Source organism: Rhodococcus sp. PBTS 1, assembly GCF_001620025.1.
In the GTDB taxonomy this organism is placed as follows: domain Bacteria; phylum Actinomycetota; class Actinomycetes; order Mycobacteriales; family Mycobacteriaceae; genus Rhodococcoides; species Rhodococcoides kroppenstedtii.
The window spans coordinates 3,920,608-3,939,185 of the sequence record NZ_CP015219.1 but is presented as its reverse complement, the minus strand read 5'-3'; the positions used below and the strand labels follow the sequence as shown (position 1 = coordinate 3,939,185).

Annotated in this window: 21 protein-coding genes; 9 read left to right on the top strand and 12 right to left on the bottom strand. The window is 70.7% G+C overall.

The window, feature by feature from the left end:
• Position 1: 1 nt before the first annotated feature.
• The 3 genes from A3Q40_RS18105 to A3Q40_RS18095 are packed head-to-tail and all read right to left on the bottom strand — an operon-like array spanning position 2 to position 1,880.
• Positions 2-682, bottom strand: a complete 681-nt coding sequence (locus tag A3Q40_RS18105; protein ID WP_068104317.1) for a YcnI family copper-binding membrane protein — start codon at positions 680-682, stop codon at positions 2-4.
• 42 nt (positions 683-724) lie between these two features.
• Positions 725-1,222: a hypothetical protein gene (locus tag A3Q40_RS18100; protein ID WP_068104315.1), complete on the bottom strand. Its 498-nt coding sequence runs from the start codon at positions 1,220-1,222 to the stop codon at positions 725-727.
• A gap of 7 nt (positions 1,223-1,229) precedes the next feature.
• The gene (locus A3Q40_RS18095; RefSeq protein ID WP_068104312.1) at positions 1,230-1,880 is read right to left on the bottom strand and encodes a DUF6474 family protein; all 651 of its coding nucleotides are present in this window, start codon (positions 1,878-1,880) and stop codon (positions 1,230-1,232) included.
• 142 nt (positions 1,881-2,022) lie between these two features.
• Between A3Q40_RS18095 and A3Q40_RS18090 the strand changes: the two genes are divergently transcribed.
• A complete protein-coding gene (locus A3Q40_RS18090) occupies positions 2,023-3,627 on the top strand; it encodes a TM0106 family RecB-like putative nuclease (protein WP_068106622.1) in 1,605 nt (534 codons plus the stop codon).
• Positions 3,628-3,759: 132 nt separating this feature from the next.
• Here the strand turns inward: A3Q40_RS18090 and A3Q40_RS18085 are convergent, their stop codons facing one another.
• Positions 3,760-4,527, bottom strand: coding sequence for an SDR family NAD(P)-dependent oxidoreductase (locus tag A3Q40_RS18085; protein ID WP_068104310.1), 768 nt, complete (start codon positions 4,525-4,527; stop codon positions 3,760-3,762).
• Positions 4,528-4,614: 87 nt separating this feature from the next.
• Here A3Q40_RS18085 and A3Q40_RS18080 point away from each other — a divergent pair, with 87 nt between their 5' ends.
• Positions 4,615-5,094: a nucleoside deaminase gene (locus A3Q40_RS18080; protein ID WP_068104308.1), complete on the top strand. Its 480-nt coding sequence runs from the start codon at positions 4,615-4,617 to the stop codon at positions 5,092-5,094.
• Between the two features lie 48 nt (positions 5,095-5,142).
• On the opposite strand, the gene A3Q40_RS18075 is transcribed toward A3Q40_RS18080, so the two are convergent.
• The 4 genes from A3Q40_RS18075 to A3Q40_RS18060 form a co-directional block, all read right to left on the bottom strand.
• Positions 5,143-5,832 carry a TMEM165/GDT1 family protein gene (locus A3Q40_RS18075; protein WP_068104306.1) on the bottom strand — a complete coding sequence of 230 codons (690 nt, stop codon included), beginning with the start codon at positions 5,830-5,832 and terminating at the stop codon, positions 5,143-5,145.
• Between the two features lie 309 nt (positions 5,833-6,141).
• On the bottom strand, positions 6,142-7,317 hold the full coding sequence (locus A3Q40_RS18070; RefSeq protein WP_068104304.1) for an acyl-CoA dehydrogenase family protein: 1,176 nt from the start codon (positions 7,315-7,317) through the stop codon (positions 6,142-6,144).
• A gap of 58 nt (positions 7,318-7,375) precedes the next feature.
• Entirely contained in the window at positions 7,376-7,906 is a 531-nt protein-coding gene (locus A3Q40_RS18065; protein ID WP_068106619.1) for a peptidase, read from the bottom strand.
• Between the two features lie 162 nt (positions 7,907-8,068).
• Positions 8,069-8,692 (bottom strand): superoxide dismutase, encoded by a 624-nt coding sequence (locus A3Q40_RS18060; protein WP_068106616.1) that lies wholly within the window; start codon positions 8,690-8,692, stop codon positions 8,069-8,071.
• Between the two features lie 246 nt (positions 8,693-8,938).
• Between A3Q40_RS18060 and A3Q40_RS18055 the strand changes: the two genes are divergently transcribed.
• On the top strand, positions 8,939-10,096 hold the full coding sequence (locus tag A3Q40_RS18055) for an acyltransferase family protein (protein WP_082834200.1): 1,158 nt from the start codon (positions 8,939-8,941) through the stop codon (positions 10,094-10,096).
• Here the strand turns inward: A3Q40_RS18055 and A3Q40_RS18050 are convergent.
• From A3Q40_RS18050 to A3Q40_RS18040, 3 genes are all read right to left on the bottom strand, one after another.
• A complete protein-coding gene (locus tag A3Q40_RS18050) occupies positions 10,077-11,003 on the bottom strand; it encodes an LLM class F420-dependent oxidoreductase (RefSeq protein WP_068104302.1) in 927 nt (308 codons plus the stop codon). The two genes, A3Q40_RS18055 and A3Q40_RS18050, sit on opposite strands and share 20 nt — an antisense overlap.
• A 400-nt stretch (positions 11,004-11,403) precedes the next feature.
• Positions 11,404-11,949, bottom strand: coding sequence for a hypothetical protein (locus A3Q40_RS18045; RefSeq protein ID WP_068104300.1), 546 nt, complete (start codon positions 11,947-11,949; stop codon positions 11,404-11,406).
• A 28-nt stretch (positions 11,950-11,977) separates the two neighbouring features.
• A complete protein-coding gene (locus A3Q40_RS18040) occupies positions 11,978-13,150 on the bottom strand; it encodes an ATP-binding protein (protein ID WP_068104298.1) in 1,173 nt (390 codons plus the stop codon).
• Positions 13,151-13,326: 176 nt separating this feature from the next.
• On the opposite strand from A3Q40_RS18040, the gene A3Q40_RS18035 reads away from it, so the two are divergent.
• From A3Q40_RS18035 to A3Q40_RS18010, 6 genes are all read left to right on the top strand, one after another.
• The gene (locus A3Q40_RS18035; RefSeq protein WP_068104295.1) at positions 13,327-13,635 is read left to right on the top strand and encodes a hypothetical protein; all 309 of its coding nucleotides are present in this window, start codon (positions 13,327-13,329) and stop codon (positions 13,633-13,635) included.
• A 2-nt stretch (positions 13,636-13,637) separates the two neighbouring features.
• The gene (locus tag A3Q40_RS18030; protein WP_068104294.1) at positions 13,638-14,240 is read left to right on the top strand and encodes an HNH endonuclease; all 603 of its coding nucleotides are present in this window, start codon (positions 13,638-13,640) and stop codon (positions 14,238-14,240) included.
• 208 nt (positions 14,241-14,448) lie between these two features.
• Positions 14,449-14,784: a rhodanese-like domain-containing protein gene (locus A3Q40_RS18025; protein WP_235606355.1), complete on the top strand. Its 336-nt coding sequence runs from the start codon at positions 14,449-14,451 to the stop codon at positions 14,782-14,784.
• A gap of 21 nt (positions 14,785-14,805) precedes the next feature.
• Complete coding sequence (locus A3Q40_RS18020; protein WP_068104290.1) at positions 14,806-15,753, top strand: DUF4328 domain-containing protein; 948 nt, start codon at positions 14,806-14,808, stop codon at positions 15,751-15,753.
• On the top strand, positions 15,750-16,526 hold the full coding sequence (locus A3Q40_RS18015) for a glycerophosphodiester phosphodiesterase family protein (protein WP_068104288.1): 777 nt from the start codon (positions 15,750-15,752) through the stop codon (positions 16,524-16,526). Before A3Q40_RS18020 ends, A3Q40_RS18015 begins: the two co-directional genes overlap by 4 nt.
• A 27-nt stretch (positions 16,527-16,553) precedes the next feature.
• The gene (locus A3Q40_RS18010; protein ID WP_068104285.1) at positions 16,554-17,462 is read left to right on the top strand and encodes a DUF5926 family protein; all 909 of its coding nucleotides are present in this window, start codon (positions 16,554-16,556) and stop codon (positions 17,460-17,462) included.
• Here A3Q40_RS18010 and A3Q40_RS18005 read toward each other — a convergent pair.
• Positions 17,449-18,348 carry an LCP family protein gene (locus tag A3Q40_RS18005; protein ID WP_335340805.1) on the bottom strand — a complete coding sequence of 300 codons (900 nt, stop codon included), beginning with the start codon at positions 18,346-18,348 and terminating at the stop codon, positions 17,449-17,451. The genes A3Q40_RS18010 and A3Q40_RS18005 overlap by 14 nt on opposite strands.
• Positions 18,349-18,578: the final 230 nt, after the last annotated feature.

The following is an 18,578-nucleotide window of genomic DNA, read 5'->3' as shown; positions in this document are numbered from 1 at the left end:
CTCACGAGCGTCGACCCCGCAGCACGCTGCCGAGTCCGAGCGCCGCGCCGAGCGCACCGAGCACCAGGGCGACGCCCGCCACCCACAGCGCGGTGTCGTCGGACGACGACGATTCAGCGGCGGCCGTGGTCGTCGCGGTGTCGGACGCGGCGGCGGAATGCCCACCGTGTCCGGCGTGATCGTCGGCGCTCGCGGCGGCGAGTTCCAGTGTGGGCGCCGGGTATTCGGGCTCGGCGCCGTCGGTGGCGGGTTGATCCCACGCGACGACCTGCCCGTCGCTGTAGGTCTGCCGTGCCGGGAAGGACACGGTGTCCTCCTCCGGCAGCGGGCCGGCGGACAGGACGAACTGCTGGAACTGGCCCGGTCCGACGCCGGGGTTGCCGGGGTCGGCCGTCCACGTGACGCCGGTGGCCTTGTCGTCCGCGGAGCGCTCCACGGTGGCGGTCCAGCCCGGCATGGGCTCGGTGCGCGCGGACGTGAGGTTCGGAAGGTCGACCGTCACCGACGCCGTCGACGCGGTGTCGGACTCCGTGGGCACCCGGACGGTGAGGACGGTGTACCCGCCCTGCGCCGCGCCGGGAGCGACGACGGTGACGTGAGCGGAGGCGACGCCCGCGGCGGCGATCATCGCGGCGGCGGACAGGGCACCCGTGCCGAGGGCACGCGTGACAGTGCGGTTCATGAGGTTGTCTCTCTGAGTGAGGAAGGGAAAGGACCGGGAGCGTCAGGCGCTCGGCGGTCCGCGCCTCGAGAGAGCGGGCAGCAGGGGCACCGGCACCACGGCGGAGAGGTGGCCGGGGAGTGGCGGTCCCGCGGCCGGGGCCGGAACCAGGGGGACGAAGCGGACGGCCCGCAGCACCGAACCCACCACCGCGGCCAGGCGTTCCGACGACGCGACGAGGACGGCACCGACCACGACCGCGGCCGCGTGCGCCGCCAGCATGGGGGCACCCACCGGGTGGGCGTGCCCCGTGGCCAGGACCAGGACGAGGTGGGCGATCGCCTGGCCGGCGGCGAGCCAGCCGGCGATGGGGATCCGGCCGTCGCGCCGGGTCCCGACGGTCGACGCCGTCAGCCCGAGCGCGACGGACACCAGGGCCACGAGGGTCAGGGACGTGGAGTCGGGCGTCCCGCCGTCGGCGGTGGCGTGGGCGGCGACGGCGAGGGCCCCGGTGAGGGCGCCGACGGCGGCCCCCCGGAACGCGCGTCGTCGCTCGGTCACAGCGGTCCTAGCGGACGCCGAGGCGCGCGAGGATGTCGGCTTCGATGCCGTCGATCTCGTCGGAGATGGCGCCGTGGGCGAGGCTGCGCCGCTTGGGCGGCATCTGCTCGGCCGCGTGCACGGCGGTGGTGAGGTCGGACAGCCGGGCGCGGGACGCCTCGACGAAGCGGCCGGTCTCGGTGTCGCGGTGGGTGGTCTCGAGTTCCTTCAGCGACTTCTCGGCGCCGACGATGCGCGCGCTCAGCTTCGCGCCGTGCCCGGTGTACTGGCCGAGTTCCTTGACGTCGACACCCAGACGCGCCGCGCGGGACTGGTCGAGCTGCCCACGGACGGCCGTCGCCGCTCGGTAGGCGATGGGGACCAGGACGGGCGCGAGCACGCGGCCGATGCCGACCCACTTGCGCACCTTGGCCGGGTTGACCTTGCCCTCGCGGGCGCGCTGTTCACGGGCGGCGAGGGCCTTGCGGTATGCCTCGTCGGTCTTCTGCTGGCTCGCGAGCGCCTTGGCGTCGTTCTTGGCCAGCTTCTTCAGATGCTTGCGCTCGTTGCGGGCGGAGTACTTCGCTTCCAGTCCGGCCTTGTGCCGGAGGGCCTTCGCCTCCGCTTTACGGGTGGCCTTCCGAGTGGCGCGTCGTGACTTCTTCGTCAGCAGACCCATGGTCGATCCTGCCCCTTCGTGTCCGACGGCGCGCCGGGCGCCCACCTGCGGCGCCGCGACGGCGCCTCGTGCAGCCCAGCCTATCGGTCCGGACTGCCGTGTCGGCGGGTGGATCTACGCTGCGAGAGTGTCCCCTTCCGCCATGATCGACGCCGCCACGCTGACGCGGTGCCGTCACCGCGTGTACCTCGACACCGCGTACCGGTCCCTGATCGCCGACGTGCCGGAGGACACGGGGGTGCAGATGCGGCGGGAAGCGGCCGCGGTGCACCGGCTGGTGGTCAAGGACGCGCTGATGGCGGCCGATCCCGTGGGCTGGGTGGTCGTCCCGTCGGAGTTGTCGCATGCCGAGCGGGTACGGCGGACCACGCGGGCGCTGGAGGACGGGGCCCGGTACGTCTGGAACGCCACGTTCGCCGACGACGCCGAGGCAGGCCGGCGCGGCCGCTGCGATCTGCTGATCGCGGATCCCGCCGGGGGGTACATCCCGGTGCTGGTGGTCAACCACAAGGTCACCGACCCCGGTTCCGGGGCCATGACCAGCCCGTTCGGTCGGTGGGAGCCCGATGCCGACGTGGCGCGGAAGGTCCGTCCGCAGCTTCGGGACCAGCTCGGCGCGGTCCACGTGCACCGCCTGCTCGCCTCCCTCGGCCAGGACGGGAGGTCCGCCGTCGGCGGTGCGATCGGCTTCGGCGGGGACGTGATCCTGGTGCACGATCTGCTCGCCGTCGGCCCCACGTACGACGCGCGGTTCGCCGACCGTCTCGCGATCGCGCGTGGGGAGGCGGTCACCGCGCCGGTCAAGGTGTCCGAGTGCCGGTCCTGTCCGTGGTGGTCCGAGTGCGGGGAGACGCTGCGCCGGACGCGTGACGTCAGCCTCGTCGCCGCGGGGTCACGAGCGGACGCGTTGTACGCCGCGGGGATTCGTACCATCGACGAGCTCGCCGCGTGGACTTCCGACGCCCCACCCGAGGAGTGGCCGCACGGGGATTTCGCGGAAGCCGTCGTCGTCGCGCAGGCGTGGTTGGCGCAGGCCCCGTTGGTGCGGCGTACGGAGACCGTCGCGGTGCAGCGCGCCGATGTCGAGGTGGACGTCGACATGGAGAGCTACCAGGAGCACGGCGCGTACATGTGGGGGACGCTGCTCGACCGGCGGGACGGATCCGCCCCGCGGTACCGGGCGTTCACCACGTGGGAGCCGGTGCCGACCATGGACGAGGCCCGCTCGTTCGGCGAGTTCTGGACGTGGCTCATGGGCGTCCGCGCGGAGGCGCACGAGTCGGGCCGGACCTTCGCCGCCTACTGCTACTCCCGTGCGGCGGAGGACAAGTGGCTGATCGGGTCCGCGCGGCGATTCGCCGGGATGGACGGCGTGCCCACCGAGGCGCAGGTGCGGGAGTTCATCGACGGCCCGGAGTGGGTCGACATGTACATCGCGGTGTCTCAGAACTTCGTCTGTCCGGACGGCAAGGGTCTGAAGAAGGTGGCGCCCGTCGCCGGGTTCACCTGGCGTGACGACGAGGCGGGCGGCGAGGCGTCGATGGCCTGGTACCGCGCGGCCGTCGGGTACGACGATGCGCCCGAATCCGACGGCGCCTTGATCACGACGGACCTCTCCCAGCGCGAGCGCCTGCTCGAGTACAACGAGGACGACGTCCGCGCCACCCACGCGCTGCGGGTGTGGATGGCCGGCGAGGACGTGCTCCGGCTCCCGACGGCGGCGGATCTGGCCCGCGCGTACCGCTGAGTGGGACCCCCGAACACGAGAGAGGCGCCCTCTCGCTGCGAGTCGGGGGTCGGCAGCGAGGGGACGCCTCAGGGTGTCTTCGGGCCTACGGCACCCATGGATGGGTGGCGGCGCGAAAACTTTCCGAGAAGATCAGCGCGGGGCCATACGCAGCGCGCCGTCCATGCGGATGGTCTCGCCGTTGAGGTAATCGTGCTCGACGATCATCTGCGCGAGCTGCGCGTATTCGGTCGGCTGGGCCAGGCGCGACGGGAAGGGCACACCGGCCTCGAGGCCGTGGCGGTACTCCTCGGTGACGCCGGCGAGCATCGGGGTGTCCACGATGCCGGGGGCGATGGTGTTGACGCGGATACCGACCTGCGCGAGGTCACGTGCCGCCGGAACGGTCATGCCGTGCACGCCGCCCTTGGACGCGGAGTAGGCGATCTGGCCGATCTGGCCCTCGAACGCCGCGACCGACGCGGTGTTGATGACCACGCCGCGCTGACCGGCGTCGTCGACGGTGGGGAGGGACTGCATGTGCTCGGCGGCCAGACGCATGACGTTGAACGTGCCGAGCAGGTTGATGGTGATGACGGTGCGGAACAGCTCGAGATCGTGCGCACCCTTCTTCGACAGGATGCGGCCCGCCCAGCCCACACCGGCGCAGTTGACGACGATGCGCAGCGGTACTCCGGCCTCGCCGATGGTCTTCAGGGCCGCGCGGACCTCCTCGTCGCTGGTGACGTCCGCGGCGATCAGCGTGACGCCGTCGGGCACCGAGTCGCCGGCCTTGTCGATGGAGGACTGCAGGTCCAGACCGAAGACGGTGACCCCGTTCTCGGCGAAGCGCTTCGCGGTGGCGGCACCCAGTCCCGATGCGCCGCCGGTGACCAGTGCTGCGGATCCTGCCATCTCCATGAGTCGGTCCTCTCGTCGTGCAGCCGCCACCCGAGTTAGTGACGACTTACCGAAATGCACCCTAGTCGGTTGGGGCACACTCGGGTCATGACCCCGACTGCCGACGATCTGGTCCTCCTGCGCCGCTGTGTCGCCCTGGCCCGGGAGGCGCTCGACGCGGGCGACGAGCCGTTCGGCTCCGTCCTGGTCGGTGCCGACGGCACGGTGCTGTTCGAGGACCGGAACCGGGTGAGCGGCGGCAACCGCACCCTGCATCCCGAGTTCACCATCACGCAGTGGGCGACGGACCACCTGACGCCGGCCGAGCGCGCCGCCTCGACCGTCTACACCTCGGGGGAGCACTGCGCGATGTGCTCGGCCGCGCACGCCTGGGTGGGGCTGGGGCGCATCGTCTACGCGGTGTCGGGAGCGCAGCTCGGGGCCTGGCAGCGCGAGTGGGGCGTGCCCGCCGCGCCGGTGACGCCGCTGTCGATCCAGCAGGTCGCCCCGGGCCTGGAGGTGGACGGTCCGGCCGACGAGTTGGTCCCCGTGATGCGGGAGCTGCACCACCGGGGCGCTTCCCGCTGATCGCTCCTCCGTGTGCTGACGGTGCACCGTCCGTGAACGCGCGCAGCGTCAGCGGGAACCGGGCTGTGCCGCTTCCGCGGCCGGCGCGGGCTTGCGCATCCGCCAGGTGGTGAGCGCGCTGCCCACGGCCAGCACCACCACGGCGCCGACGATGCCGATGGACGACGTCGGGAAGACGCCCTCGAGGATCAGCCAGACACCGAAGACGAAGAACAGGGTGGCGGCACCGAGCGTGATGAGCCGCTCCGGGAGGCGCTTGCCCAGCGTGGCGCCGACGACGATGGCCAGCGCGTCGGCGGCGACCATGCCGAGGGTCGAGCCGATCCAGACGCCCACCCAGTCGTTGTCGGAGGCGAGCGTGACGGTGGCGAGCATGGTCTTGTCGCCGAGCTCGGCCAGGAAGAACGCCGACGCGACGGCGATGAACGCGGACTTGGTGACGCGGTCGGCCTTGCTCTTCTCCTCCTCGTCGAGGCTGTCCCCGCGCAGGGTCCACAGGCCGAACACGAGGAACGCGACGCCGCCGACGATGCCGATGAGGTGGGTGGGCAGCGCGACGCCGAGGGAGTGACCGACGGCCACGGACACCAGGTGCACGACGGTGGTGGCGAGGGTGATGCCGCCGATGACGACCCACCAGCGGTACTTGAGGGCGAACGTCATCGCCATCAGCTGGGACTTGTCACCGAGCTCGGCGACGAAGATGACGCCGAAACTGAGCAGCAGGGCGGCGAGCACTGATACCTCCGTGGGCAGGCGCGTCGGCCTCCGCGAGGGGAGAGATCGGCCGGCGCTCGGCGCCGGGGTGCGGCGCCGTACGGTCATCGGACCGAAGGTCTCGCCCACCCGCCGGACGGCCGGTTCGCCGAGCCGGGAGCGGCCCGTACGGGCGCCGCGCCAGTATGTCGACTCGACGATTGGGGGCTACTCCCCTTCGCTGCCCACCACGCTAAAGTGCTGGTCAGGTGTGTGCAACTTCCTAAATCGCAGTTCGGCGGGCCGAAGAAAACCGTGTCGGACCCCGCCGCGTGGCTCTCCGGCGGCCCGTCAGCGGAACGCGTTCTCCCCGGTCATCGCCTGTCCCAGGATGAGGGTGTGCATCTCGACGGTGCCCTCGTAGGTGAGCACCGACTCGAGGTTGTTCATGTGGCGGATCACCGGATACTCGAGCGAGATTCCGTTGGCGCCCAGAATCGTGCGGGACGTGCGGCAGATGTCGAGCGCCTCGCGGACGTTGTTGAGCTTGCCCAGGCTGATCTCCTCGGTGCGCAGGGTGCCCGCGTCCTTGCGGCGGCCGAGGTGCAGTGCGAGCAGCAGCCCCTTGGTCAGCTCGAGGTTCATGTCCACCAGCTTCTGCTGGGTCAGCTGGAACCCGGAGAGGGGCCGGCCGAACTGGGTGCGCTCGGAGGCGTAGCTCAGCGCCGCCTGCAGGGACGATCGCGCCGCACCGAGCGAGCCCCAGACGATGCCGTACCGCGCCTCGTTGAGCGCCCCCAGCGGAGCCTTGAGCCCGCGCGCCTCGGGGAGCACCGCCGAGGCCGGCAGCCGCACTCCCTCGAGCACCAGTTCGCTGGTCACCGACGCGCGCAGCGACATCTTGTGCTCGATGCGGGGGGCGGAGAAGCCCGGCGTCGACGTCGGAACGACGAAGCCGTTCACGCCGTCGTCGGTCTTCGCCCACACCACGGCCACGTCGGCGACGCTGCCGTTGGTGATCCACATCTTGCGTCCGTCGAGAATCCAGTCGTCGCCGTCCCGACGGGCCCGCGTCAGCATCGACGACGGGTCCGATCCGGCGTCGGGCTCGGTGAGGCCGAAGCAGCCGAGTGCCTCGCCGGCGGCCAGGCGCGGGAGCCACTCGGTCTTCTGCTCCTCGGAGCCGTACTTCCAGATCGAGTACATCGCGAGCGATCCCTGGACCGAGACCAGCGACCGCAGCCCGGAGTCCGTCGCTTCCAGTTCGAGGCAGGCCAGTCCGTACTCCGTCGCGCTCATGCCGGCGCAGCCGTACCCCGTGAGGTGCATGCCGAGCACGCCGAGGGCGCCGAGCTCCTTCGCCAACCCGCGGATGTCGTCGATCTCCCCGCGTTCGAACCAGTCGCCGACGTAGGGCTCCACGCGGCGTTCGCACAGGGACCGCACCGAGTCGCGCACCGCCTTCTCGTCGGCGGAGAGCAGGTCGTCGATCCCGGCGAGATCGAGGGCGGCGCGGGTGTCGATCATCGGAGATCCTTCCGGCGGGAGCGTGTGACCTCGACTGTATCCGCCGGCTCCGACCGGGTCAGGCGGCCAGCAGCATTGCCAGGACGGCGGTGTCGGGATCGCTGCCGGGGTCGAGCCCGACGCGGCTGATGAGCGAGGTCACCGTGCCGTCGGCCTCGGCCTCCACCCAGGCCGCGCGATGGTCGAGCCCGAGGTGCGGCAGGCCGGGCAGCAGCACGCACCCGGAGGCGGCGCCGGCGCATTCGGGCAGCGTGGGCATGGTTTCCGACGGCGGATGCAGCATCATCAGCGCGGCGGGCGAGTGGTGGGCGAAGCGTTCCGGGGTGACCGCGGCGTCGCCGACCACCGGTCCCTCGGCGACGACGAGGCCCACGGTGCCCTCGGCGGGATCGTCGGGTAGTTCCTCGCGAACGCCGAACACGGTCGTGGTGCCGAGCAGGCCGGGTGTCGACGCCACCCGCACGGTGAAGGCGAGCAGTTGCGCCCACTCCTTGGTGGTGTCGGGCCATCGGCCCGAGACCACGAAGCCGCGCAGCGTCCCGCCTGCCTGGAACGGCGCGACGGCGATGGGTCCGCGATGTACGTCCATGACTGCACCTCCGGTCCGGGGAGGGAAGAACACCACGCGCCCCATCTGGCACACAAGAGGGATCGAGTGCCAGGCGCGGGCTGGGCCCTCGCACGCGAGAACGCCGCCCCCGCGCAGGCGAGGACGGCGTTCCGAGTGACCCCTCACGGGGCCGGGGCACGATCAGGGGAAGATCAGGCCCGAGGTCTGCGAGGTGGCGGCGGCGAAGCGCTGCTGGACGTCGGCCCAGTTGACGACGTTCCAGAACGCCTTCACGTAGTCGGCCTTGACGTTCTTGTACTGCAGGTAGAAGGCGTGCTCCCACATGTCGACCTGCAGCAGCGGGATGATGCCGAGCGGCACGTTGGCCTGCTGGTCGTACAGCTGGAACGTGAGCAGCTTCTTGCCGAGAGTGTCCCAACCGAGGACGGCCCAGCCGGATCCCTGCAGGCCGTTGGCGGCCGCGGTGAACTGCGCACGGAACTTGTCGAACGAGCCGAACTGGTCGTCGATCGCCGCGGCGAGCTCGCCCTCGGGCTTGTCGCCACCGTTGGGGGAGAGGTTCTTCCACCAGATGGAGTGGTTCACGTGGCCGCCGAGGTGGAAGGCCAGGTTCTTCTCGAGCAGGAAGATCGAGCCGTGATCCTCCTTGTCGCGGGCGTCGGCCAGCTTCTCGAGGGCGGTGTTCACGCCGGCGACGTAGGTGGCGTGGTGCTTCGAGTGATGCAGCTCGTTGATCTCGCCCGAGATGTGGGGCTCCAGAGCGGCGTAGTCGTAGTCGAGGTCGGGCAATGTGTACTCGGACACGAATGTTCCCTTCTCATGCTGTCCGTCGACTCGCACGTCGGAGCCGACGATGGGTTTCGGCCCGTCGGTCGGACGGACCCGTCGGGGTCTGGCCTACCCTGACCCCGTCATTCGTACACCTCGCACCGGCCCGCGCACCCGACGGCCCGTTACCAGATGCCGACCTGCCTCGTCGTCGAATTCGACCCGGACCAGCGGGCCGCTGAATTCGACCCACAGGTGAACCGGACCTTACGATCGGGTGCCATGTCTCCCGCCCGCGACTCCGACGAGGTGGCCGCCCCCGCGCGCGCCGCCGGTCTGCGGAGCGTGCGGTTCCCCGGCCTGAACGTGCTGCGCGCGGTCGCGGTCCTCGCCGTCGTGTACTCCCACATCTCGTACTACCTGGTCGACGACGTGGGCGGGACCTGGTGGGTAATCGACGCCGTCACCGCGACCCTGATCGACGTCGGCGGGCTCAATCACCACCTCTCGTTCGTCGGGGTGGCGTTCTTCATGATGCTGACCGGCCTGGTGTCGACGGCGTCGGTGGCGCGGAACTCGCCGCGCTCGTTCCTGGTGGGTCGCGCGGCGCGCCTGCTCCCGGTGTTCTGGTTGTCGATCCTCGCGGCCGTCGTGCTGGTTCGACTCGGGGTGAACGGCATGTTCTCCCAGACCGTCGGGATCAGTAACGCCGAAGCCGCGATGAGTTTCGTGCTCGGCGGGTTCTTCCTGCGTCCCGAAGTGGTGGTCCTCGGCGTCACCTGGACGCTGATCGTGCAGTTCGTGTTCTACGGCTACGCGGTCGCGCTGCGTCGTCTTCTCATGACCAGACCGGTTCTGGTGCCGACCCTCGGCGCCGCGCTGTGCTGGTTGGTCCTGCTCTACACGGACCTGGTGCCGTACGACTGGACGATCCCGATGCTCGACAAGGTCGCCGCGACGCTGCCGACGGTCTTCCTCGGTCAGATCGCCTACTTCGCGTTCGTACGGATCGCGTCGTGGCGCGTTCTGGTCGGCGCGGCACTGGCGCAGTTCGCGGTCATCCAGTTCGCGATGACCGTCGACGCGTTCCACGTCGGTCAACGCGGCCACCTGTGGACGGTGCTGGTCCTCATCGTCGCGGTCGTGCTCGTCGCGCCGACCGACACCGCGTTCGGCCGCAGCCGCGTCGTGCACTGGTTGGCGACGCGCAGCTACACCATCTATCTGGTGCACACGCTGGTGCTCTATCGGATCTACGAGTGGGTGGAGCCGCACCTCGGCCCCACCGCCGCGGTCGCCGTCTTCGCTCTCGTCGTCGGCATCCTGTCCGACGTGGTGTACCGCTACGTCGAAACGCCGGCCTCGGCGTGGATCGCCAAGCGCTTCGCCGGCAGCGGGACGCCCGCCGCGGATCCGAAGGTCACGCCACCTGCGGCATGACCTGCTCGGCCACCAGCGCCAGGTGATCGAGGTCGTGCAGGTCGAGCACCTGCAGGTAGACGCGGGTCGAGCCGAGTTCGGCGAACCGTCCGAGGGTGTCCACCACCTGATCAGGTGATCCGGCCGCACCGTTGCGGATCACCTCGTCGACCTCGCGCCCGATCGCCCCGGCCCGTCGGGCCACCTCGGCCTCGGACGACCCGCAGCACAGGACGAGGGCGTTGGAGAAGGTCATCGACGACGGGTCGCGCCCGGCCTCGGCGCAGGCCGCCCGGACGCGGTCGAACTGCGTGGCCGTGGTCTCGGCGTCGGCGAAGGGCAGGTTGAACTCGCTGGCGTAGCGCGCGGCCAACGCCGGCGTCCGCTTCTTGCCGCCGCCGCCGATGACGATCGGCACCGAGTCCTGCGCGGGCTTCGGCAGACCGGGCGACCCGGTGACCGAGAAGTGGTGGCCCTGGTGGTCGAAGGTCTCGCCCTCGGGCGTGGCCCACATGCCGGTCACGATGGCCAGGGTGTCCTCGAAGCGATCGAAACGTTCCCCGACCGGCGGGAACGGGATGGCCCCCGCCGCGTGCTCCTCCGCGTACCAGCCGGCACCGAGTCCGAGTTCGACGCGGCCACCGCTCATCGCGTCGACCTGTGCGACGGACACCGCGAGGGGGCCGGGATAGCGGAAGGTCGCCGAGGTGACCAGCGTCCCCAGGCGGATGGTCGACGTCTCACGGGCCAGCCCGGCCAGGGTGACCCAGGCGTCGGTGGGCCCGGGGCGACCGTCGACGTTCATCGGGAGGTAGTGATCCGACCGGAAGAATGCATCGAATCCGAGGTCCTCGGCCGCGCGGGCGACTCGAAGAAGGTCGTCGTAGGTCGCGCCCTGCTGCGGTTCGGTGAAGATGCGGAGGTCCATGCCTCGACTGTAGGAGACGTCGGGTTGGACGGCGCACGAAGCGCCGGGGCGTTCCTCCGTCCGGAATCCAGGACGGAACGGGTTTCGGGTCGGTTTCTGTGGATGTTTCTGTGGAGAATGTGGATAACTCGGCGCGCGGGCTGGTCGTGCGGTCGGCCCCGGGACGGACCGTGGCACAGCCCTGCGCAGCGCGTGAGCGCGCCAACGAAACAGGCCGCGCACCCACGGGCTGTGCCCTTCCCAGTGGGCGGCAGGGTCATCTGTCGACGACATCGCACGTGGCCCCGCCGCATTCCTCCTGGCAGATCCGGCACGCGTGCGGTCGCGCATCCACCGGGGTGTGGACGGAGATGCGAGACCCACCGCCCGTCCGGGTCGACCGGATGGAGCGGGATGTGGCTCAGCCGCCGATCTTCCCGTCGATGACCTCGTATTCACCGGGGTACAGGCGGTTGTGGGCCGGGCGTTCGGGCTCGGGGATCTCGACGAGAAAGTCGCAGCGGCGCTGGATTCGGGGTCGGTAGCTTCCCTGGAAGGTCACCATGACGGCGCCGCCTCGGCCCGAGGCGCCCCCTTCGAGGCCCTCGCGTGCGGTGTTGAACGTCTCGGCAATGTCTCGTCCGTCGTTGCCGACCACGACAGTGCCGTTGTGCAGGAAGTCGACGAAAGTGCCATTGGTCGCGGCGACGACACCTGCCACGGCGTCTCCTCGAGCGGGGGTGAGGGCGACGCAGTGGTCCGGAGTCACGGCGCTGGCTGTTCTGCCGCCGTCGTCGATGGTGCGTCCGGGCGCGAGTGTCACCGCCTGCCCGAGAGCGTTGTGCCGTTCGACGGCGACGATGTCCCAGAGGTGCGTGCGGGAGGCGACTTTGACGCGGCCGTCGTGAAAGAGGGACACCCAGTCCTCACCGTTGCTGACCACTGATCGCTTCGAGTTCGGTGCCACGGCCCCAGTATGCGGTGCAGGTCCGCGGTCAGTCGGTGGGTTGCCGGCGGATGAAGTCCGCCATGCCCGGGACGGTGAATGCCACGCGTCCGTGTTCGGGGGACCACACGAGGCCTTTGCGGATGGTGGAGTCGCGCACGTCGCTGACCGCGGTGGTGGTCGAACCCATGGCGGCGGCGACGCGTCCGGATCGTGGTTGGTCCTCGCCGGTGTCGGCGATGGCGCGTAGGTAGCGGCGTTCGCGTTCGCTGGAGCGGTTCCATCGAGAGGGGAAGAAGCCGTCGTCGAGGGCGCGCCGACCTTCGTCGACGGCGATGTGGGCGTCTTCGTCGTCGAACGGTGCTCTCGGGGCAACGTTCCAGACGGCTTTGCCGAACTCCTGCAGGAAGTAGGGGTAGCCGCCGCTGGCGTCGACCAGGATCTCCAGCGCTTCCGGCGTGAACGAGCCTCCGTGGTTGCGGACCGGGACGTCGAGGGCGTCGGCGGCGTCGGCGGGGGAGAGGGGGCCGATGGTGCTGTAGGTGAATTGCCGCTCGGCGTACGAGCGGTTCTCCGCGAGCACTGCGGGGAGGCTGGGGAGGCCGGCGCCGATCACGAAGAACGGCCACTCTCGTTGACTGGCGCGGTGTTGGACGGCGAGCAGGGCACCGAGCAGGTCGCTGTCGAGGTCCTGCATCTCGTCGATGAACAGGCCGAAGGCAGTGCCGTCCTTCTTCATGGCGTCGCTGATCGCCTCGACGAGTTCCTCGAGGTCGATGTCGATGTCGCCGCTGGCGGCGGGGCGGTCCAGGGCGAGCTCGACCTTCGCCGGTCCCAGACCCACTCCGAGGGTGAAGCCCCGGGCGAGTGCGATCAGCTCGTCGGCGACCTTCTGCATGCGCCGTCTGCGGCTGTATCGGCGCAACCCGGATGCGAGTTCGTTACCCAGCTTGGCCCGGACGGCGGCGATACCCGCTTCGTTCGGTCGCGCTTCGATGCCGATCGCGAGCCATCCCTGCCGCTCGGCGTGCTCGGCCAGACTGTTGAGCAGGGTGGTCTTGCCGACCCCGCGTAGCCCGGACAACACCATGCCTCGGTCGTAGATGCGGTTCTTGCTGCGCGCGACGAGTAGATCGAACTCCTCGCGTTGCCGTGTGCGCCCCTCCAGAGCGGGTGGTCGAAGACCGGAGCCGGGCTTGAACGGATTCAGGGCGGGGTCCATATGGCCAGTTTAGGCAATTATGGAGTTCTATGGCAGAGGTCCCATAGGGGCGGTAAAGGACACTAGGTGCACTGTCTTCGGCAACACAGACCGGACGCGTGACCCGCGCTCCGACCTCGACGACGCTGCCATGAAGGTTCGGCGCATCCTCGGCGTAGCAGTCGCCGGGTCGCCACTTGGGCCGCTTCCGGGCGCGACTCGACCTGGATTCGCTCACTGCCCGCACCAACCGCCAGCGGACCTCCACCCGCGGCGGCACCACCAAGGCTCATGCCACACTCGAGCACATCGATATATTCCGAAGCGCGGGCATCGACACCATCGACCACGATCGTGCAGTCATGGCCGACGCCACCGCCATCGTTCACGAATTGTTCGACCGCATCAACGACGCCCCTGGCAGGCGACTGCGCACCACCGCATGGGAAGTCGATCACGCAATCTGGCAGGCCGGCCGCGCCTTGTCCCCGCGACGGAGGAGATGACGATGGCCACCGGCCCTGCCGAGCCGCCGCACAAAGCGGACGTCCTGGCGCGGGCGTGCGCCGCACTCAGCGCTGGTGACGCCGACACGGCCAAGGCGATCATCGACACCGACTATCCCCTGTCCATCGGTACGAAAGCGCAACGCAAGTACACCCTCACCGAGGCGATGCGCACGTTCTACCGCGACGGTTTCCTCGACCGATACTCCGGCACTCGGCTGGTCCATCCCGGCGCGCTCCGCACCCTGTCGATAGTGATGCCAAGGGAGTTCCCTGCACACCCCAACGGGAAATTGACGGAGACCCACTTCGCGCTGTGGGAGCTGTTCCCGACGATCGACCATCTCCACCCGGTCGCACGCGGGGGCGCAGACGACGCCTCGAACTGGGTTACCACTTCGATGCTGCGCAACTCCGCCAAGGCGCACTGGACACTGAGTGAACTGGGATGGAGCTTGCACGATGCCGGTGATGTCCAGCATTGGGATGGCCTGTCGAGCTGGTTCATCGACTACCTCGCGGACCACCCTGACCTCGCATCTTCCTCGGCCTATCTGCGCCGGTGGCTGCGCGCGTCCCGTGAGGTTCTGGCCGAACGCGCCTGAGGTCCGCACTGCGCAAGTGAGCCGGGGGAGATCGGGCCAATACGCCATTGCGACGTCCGGTTGTGACTCGACGGCTGTTCGACCACTGGCGCTCGGGCTTGGCTTTGGTGCGTAGGTCGGGGCCCGGGTCGGTCGTCACCCGCCGCTCGGCGGCCGGCCCAACGACGGACCGTGGCACAGCCCTGCGCGGCGTGACAGGATCGACGGCGTGAGCCAGGGGATACCGTCCGTGTCGGTCGCCGACGTGCCCGGCCGGGCCGAGGCCACGCTGCTCGACGTCCGCGAGGACGACGAATGGCAGCAGGGCCACGCCCCCGGCGCCGTCCACGTTCCGATGGGTGACGTCCCGTCGCGGCTCGCCGAGATCAGTGTCGACGGCGAGTTGTACGTCGTGTGCCGCCAGGGCGGGCGGTCGGCGCGGGTCGTCGAGTACCTGCAGCACGCGGGCATCGACGCGGTGAACGTCGACGGCGGCATGGTGGCCTGGCAGCAGGCCGGGCTGCCGGTGGTCGACGACGCCGGCCGACCGGCCACCGTCTACTAGGACCCGGACGAGACGGTCCCGATGATCTACTTCCAGATCTGCGCGCGGTGCCGCCACCGCATCGACGTTGGAGCCCGACCGTTGCAGTGGTGCCCGCTGTGCCGCGGGGTCCTGCTCTCCCCGATTCCGGTCGGAGCCCCGCCCGGTGCGGTCCGTCGGAACTTCCGCTGGGTGGCCACCCGGCCGGGCGGTCGGCGTCCGATCCTCCGCGTCGCGCCGCCCGGTCCCACCCCGTCGTACGCCGAGATCCCGCGCTGGGGTCTGCCCACCGAGGTGCCGCCGCCCGTGGAGGTGCCGGACAGGGCGGACCGCCTGGCCGGCCGTGCCCCGCGGCTGCTCGCGGCCGCCGTCGTCCTCTTCGCCGCTGCGGCGCTCGCCGAGTTCGGCCGGTACGGCGTACTGCTCGTCAATCGGGAGCGGCTGATCGCCCCCGCGGTGCTCGCGCTGTCCGACGCCGCCGTCTGGTGTCTCGCCGTCATCGGGACCGGCGTCGGCATTGCCGCCGCCGTCGCCTCGGTCGCCTGGCTGCGTCGGGCCCGGTCCGACGCCTACGCCGCCGTCGGTGCCGCCGATCCACGCCGACTGCGAACCCTGTACGCCGGATCACTGATCCCGCTGGTCAACCTCGTGATGCCGGGGATCTTCCTCACCGAGCTCGCGCGCGTGTCGCGGCACGGGCCGAGGGTGACGCCGGTCGTCCCGTGGTGGTGGACGGTGTGGATCGCCAACTGGGCGATGCTGGCGATCGCCACCGCCTTCCGCTTCGGCGACGGCATCCAGGCGCAGGCCAACGGCGTCGTCGCCGCGGCCCTGACCGACGTCGTCGCCGCCGGACTCGCCGCGATCACGCTCGTCGTCATGCGCCGCGCGGAGGACCGCACGACGCGCGGCGACCGGCGCGTGCCGACCCGGTGGGTTCTCGCGACGGGAGATGCCGAGCGAACCGAGAAGGCGGAGGCAGTCCGATGAGCCTGGCACCGTTGGTCGTGGCGCACCGCGGGGCGTCGGGCATGCGGCCGGAACACACCCTCGTCGCCTACGAGCAGGCCCTGCGGGAGGGCGCCGACGGCGTGGAATGCGACGTGCGTCTGACCCGCGACGGGCGTGTGGTGTGCGTGCACGACCGCCGCATCGACCGCACCTCGAGCGGGTCCGGCATCGTCAGCACCCTGACCTACGAGGCGATGGCGGGACACGACTACGGCACGGTCGACGATCCGGCGGAGGTCCTGCTGTTCTCCGACCTGCTGGATCTGGTGCTGCAGTGGAAGGCCAAGCCCGCGCGGATCTTCGTCGAGACGAAGCACCCGGTGCGCTACGGCGGTCTCATCGAGAACGCGGTGTTGGCCGAGCTGCATCGCTTCGGCATCGGCCGGCCGCCGTCCGCGTCGATGTCGCGGGCGGTGGTCATGTCCTTCGCGCCGACGGCCGTGTGGCGGGTTCGCCGAGCGGCGCCGATGCTGCCGACGGTGTTGCTGGGCAACGCATCTCGCTACATCGGGGGTGGTGCGGCGACGACGGTGGGGGCGACGGCGATCGGCCCGTCGATTCGCACGCTGCGGGATCGACCCGCGTTGGTCGACCGCGCGGCGGCGGCCGGCCGGGCCACCTACTGCTGGACGGTCAACACGGCCGAGGACGCGCACCTGTGCCAGGACCTCGGGGTGCGGTGGATCGCGACCGACCACCCCGGTCAGGTGCTGGCGTGGCTCGACGAGAGCCCGGTGCCTCGGCGGGGTTGACGCCCGGGCACGGTAGGTTCAGCGGTCGTGGGCAAGAGCAAGCGGAACAGTGGACCGAAGCCGAACAGTCGTCGCGCGGAGCTGACGGCGCAGCGCCGGGCCGAGCGGGAGGCGCTGGCGGCGACGCCGACGCGGCCGTTCGAGGGGCTGGCGTTCGAGTGCGACCTGGTGGCGATGCGCGAGTTCGTCGCCTCGGCGACCGCGCCGCTACCGCTGACGGACGGCGACCGTCCCACCACGATCGCCACGGTGCTGCCCGGCGCCGTCGGTGCGCTCGTCCGTGACGACGAGGCGCGCCACGCCTTCGTCGCGATGCAGGTGCAGACGTTCTCCGCCGATCTGTCGGCGGACCTCGCCGCGTCGGTGGAGTGGACGCGGACGGCCGAACCGGGCACATCTCTCCAGGCGTCGTCGCCGACCGGCGAGACCCCCGCGCTGCGCGACGTCGTCGTCGCCGACACGCCGCTCGAGATCACCGTCCACAAGGACTTCTCCTGGTGGGTTCCCGAGGGCGTCGAACCCGACGCCGAGGTGGCCGCCACCATCGAGCGCGCGAACGGCGCCATCCTGCCGTCGGCGCGGCTGTCGGCCGACGGTGTGTCCGCCGCGTGGTGGGTCGACGCGGGCGACAAGGCCCACATCCGCTGGGTCCGCCCGGAGGACGAGGACGCCCTGATGATCGCCCTCGCGCGGTTGTCGGCGCGGGGAGAGCTGCACGTCGGGGAGGGCTCGCGGTTCGCCGGATCGTTCCGCACCCACGGTCTGCTGGTGCCCGTGTTCGACCTCGATCCGGAGCGTCATCCCGACGAGTGGGCCGAGGCCACCGCCGAGCTCGGTCGCCGTCTCGACGAGACGCTCGCCGACACCTCCGACCTCACGCCCGACCAGCGACGCGCCCGCGACGGACTGCGCAGCCGGCAGGTCACCCTCCGCTGAGCAGATCCGGGGGCAGCGGCTGATCCTGCGCGATCAGGTCGAAGAACCGGCTCGCCCGCTCCCGGTCGGTGAGCACCACGTTCCCCGAGCCCTCGACGTCCTCGAATCCGGCGATGGGAATCGTCGTGGTCACCGTCTCGCCGCGCAGCGCCCAGCCGAGCGACGCGAGATTCCAGATGTGGTCGCCCTCGTCCACCTGGAGCGACGAGACCAGCGCGCGGGTCAGGGGCACCACGCGGAACGGGTTGAGGAACGTCGTCGGGCTCGTCGCCTTCGACAACAACGACGACAGGAACAGCCGCTGGTTGTTCATCCGGTCGAGGTCGCCGAGCGGTGTCGCGCGCGTGCGCACGAAGCCGAGGGCCTGCGCCCCGGTCAGCTCCTGACATCCCGCGGAGACGGTGAGACCGGCGAGGGGATCGTCGATGTCGTACGGCACGCACAGGTCGACCCCGCCGAGCCCGTCGACCATGTCCGCGAATCCGCCGAAGCCCACCTCGGCGTAGTGATCGATGCGTACGCCCGTGACCTCCTCGACCGTGCGCGTCAGCAGCGGCGCTCCGCCGAGGGAGAAGGACGCGTTGAGCTTGTCGCTGCCGTAGCCGGGGATAGGCACGTACCAGTCGCGGGGGAGCGAGACCACGGTCGTCGGGCCGGACGACGGCACGTGGATCAGGAGGATCGTGTCGGTACGGCCGGTCCCGATGTCGCCGCCGGTGGCCAGTTGCGCTTCCTGCTCGGGGGTCAGGCCGGTACGGCTGTCCGATCCCACCAGCAGCCAGGTGGTGCCGGGCGTCGCGGCCGGGCGGCCGTCGTAGTTCGCCAGCGCGGGCACGCGGTTCAGGGACGTGTCGGCCCAGACCAGTCCGCCGAGCAGCAGCACCACGACGAGTCCGAGCGTCAGGGCGATCCGTCGTCCCCACCGAGGTCGACGACGGGGGCGGGGCGGGGGACCGACCGGTGCCGGCGGCGCGGGACGACGCGGGGGTGGTGGGGGACGTCGGTCGTCGCGAGGACGGTCGGTGGTGCGGTACCGGTCGTCGCGGCGCGTGTCGGGAACCGCCGACCAGGCGCGCGGGTCACCCTGCGGGGGTGGCGGGGGTTGCCGGCGCGGAG

Coding starts and splice junctions, on each gene's coding strand:
- A3Q40_RS18105 (WP_068104317.1), bottom strand. CDS start 682: ATGAACCGCACTGTCACGCGTGCCCTCGGCACGGGTGCCCTGTCCGCC.
- A3Q40_RS18095 (WP_068104312.1), bottom strand. CDS start 1,880: ATGGGTCTGCTGACGAAGAAGTCACGACGCGCCACTCGGAAGGCCACC.
- A3Q40_RS18090 (WP_068106622.1), top strand. CDS start 2,023: ATGATCGACGCCGCCACGCTGACGCGGTGCCGTCACCGCGTGTACCTC.
- A3Q40_RS18085 (WP_068104310.1), bottom strand. CDS start 4,527: ATGGAGATGGCAGGATCCGCAGCACTGGTCACCGGCGGCGCATCGGGA.
- A3Q40_RS18080 (WP_068104308.1), top strand. CDS start 4,615: ATGACCCCGACTGCCGACGATCTGGTCCTCCTGCGCCGCTGTGTCGCC.
- A3Q40_RS18070 (WP_068104304.1), bottom strand. CDS start 7,317: ATGATCGACACCCGCGCCGCCCTCGATCTCGCCGGGATCGACGACCTG.
- A3Q40_RS18065 (WP_068106619.1), bottom strand. CDS start 7,906: ATGGACGTACATCGCGGACCCATCGCCGTCGCGCCGTTCCAGGCAGGC.
- A3Q40_RS18055 (WP_082834200.1), top strand. CDS start 8,939: ATGTCTCCCGCCCGCGACTCCGACGAGGTGGCCGCCCCCGCGCGCGCC.
- A3Q40_RS18050 (WP_068104302.1), bottom strand. CDS start 11,003: ATGGACCTCCGCATCTTCACCGAACCGCAGCAGGGCGCGACCTACGAC.
- A3Q40_RS18040 (WP_068104298.1), bottom strand. CDS start 13,150: ATGGACCCCGCCCTGAATCCGTTCAAGCCCGGCTCCGGTCTTCGACCA.
- A3Q40_RS18030 (WP_068104294.1), top strand. CDS start 13,638: ATGGCCACCGGCCCTGCCGAGCCGCCGCACAAAGCGGACGTCCTGGCG.
- A3Q40_RS18020 (WP_068104290.1), top strand. CDS start 14,806: ATGATCTACTTCCAGATCTGCGCGCGGTGCCGCCACCGCATCGACGTT.
- A3Q40_RS18015 (WP_068104288.1), top strand. CDS start 15,750: ATGAGCCTGGCACCGTTGGTCGTGGCGCACCGCGGGGCGTCGGGCATG.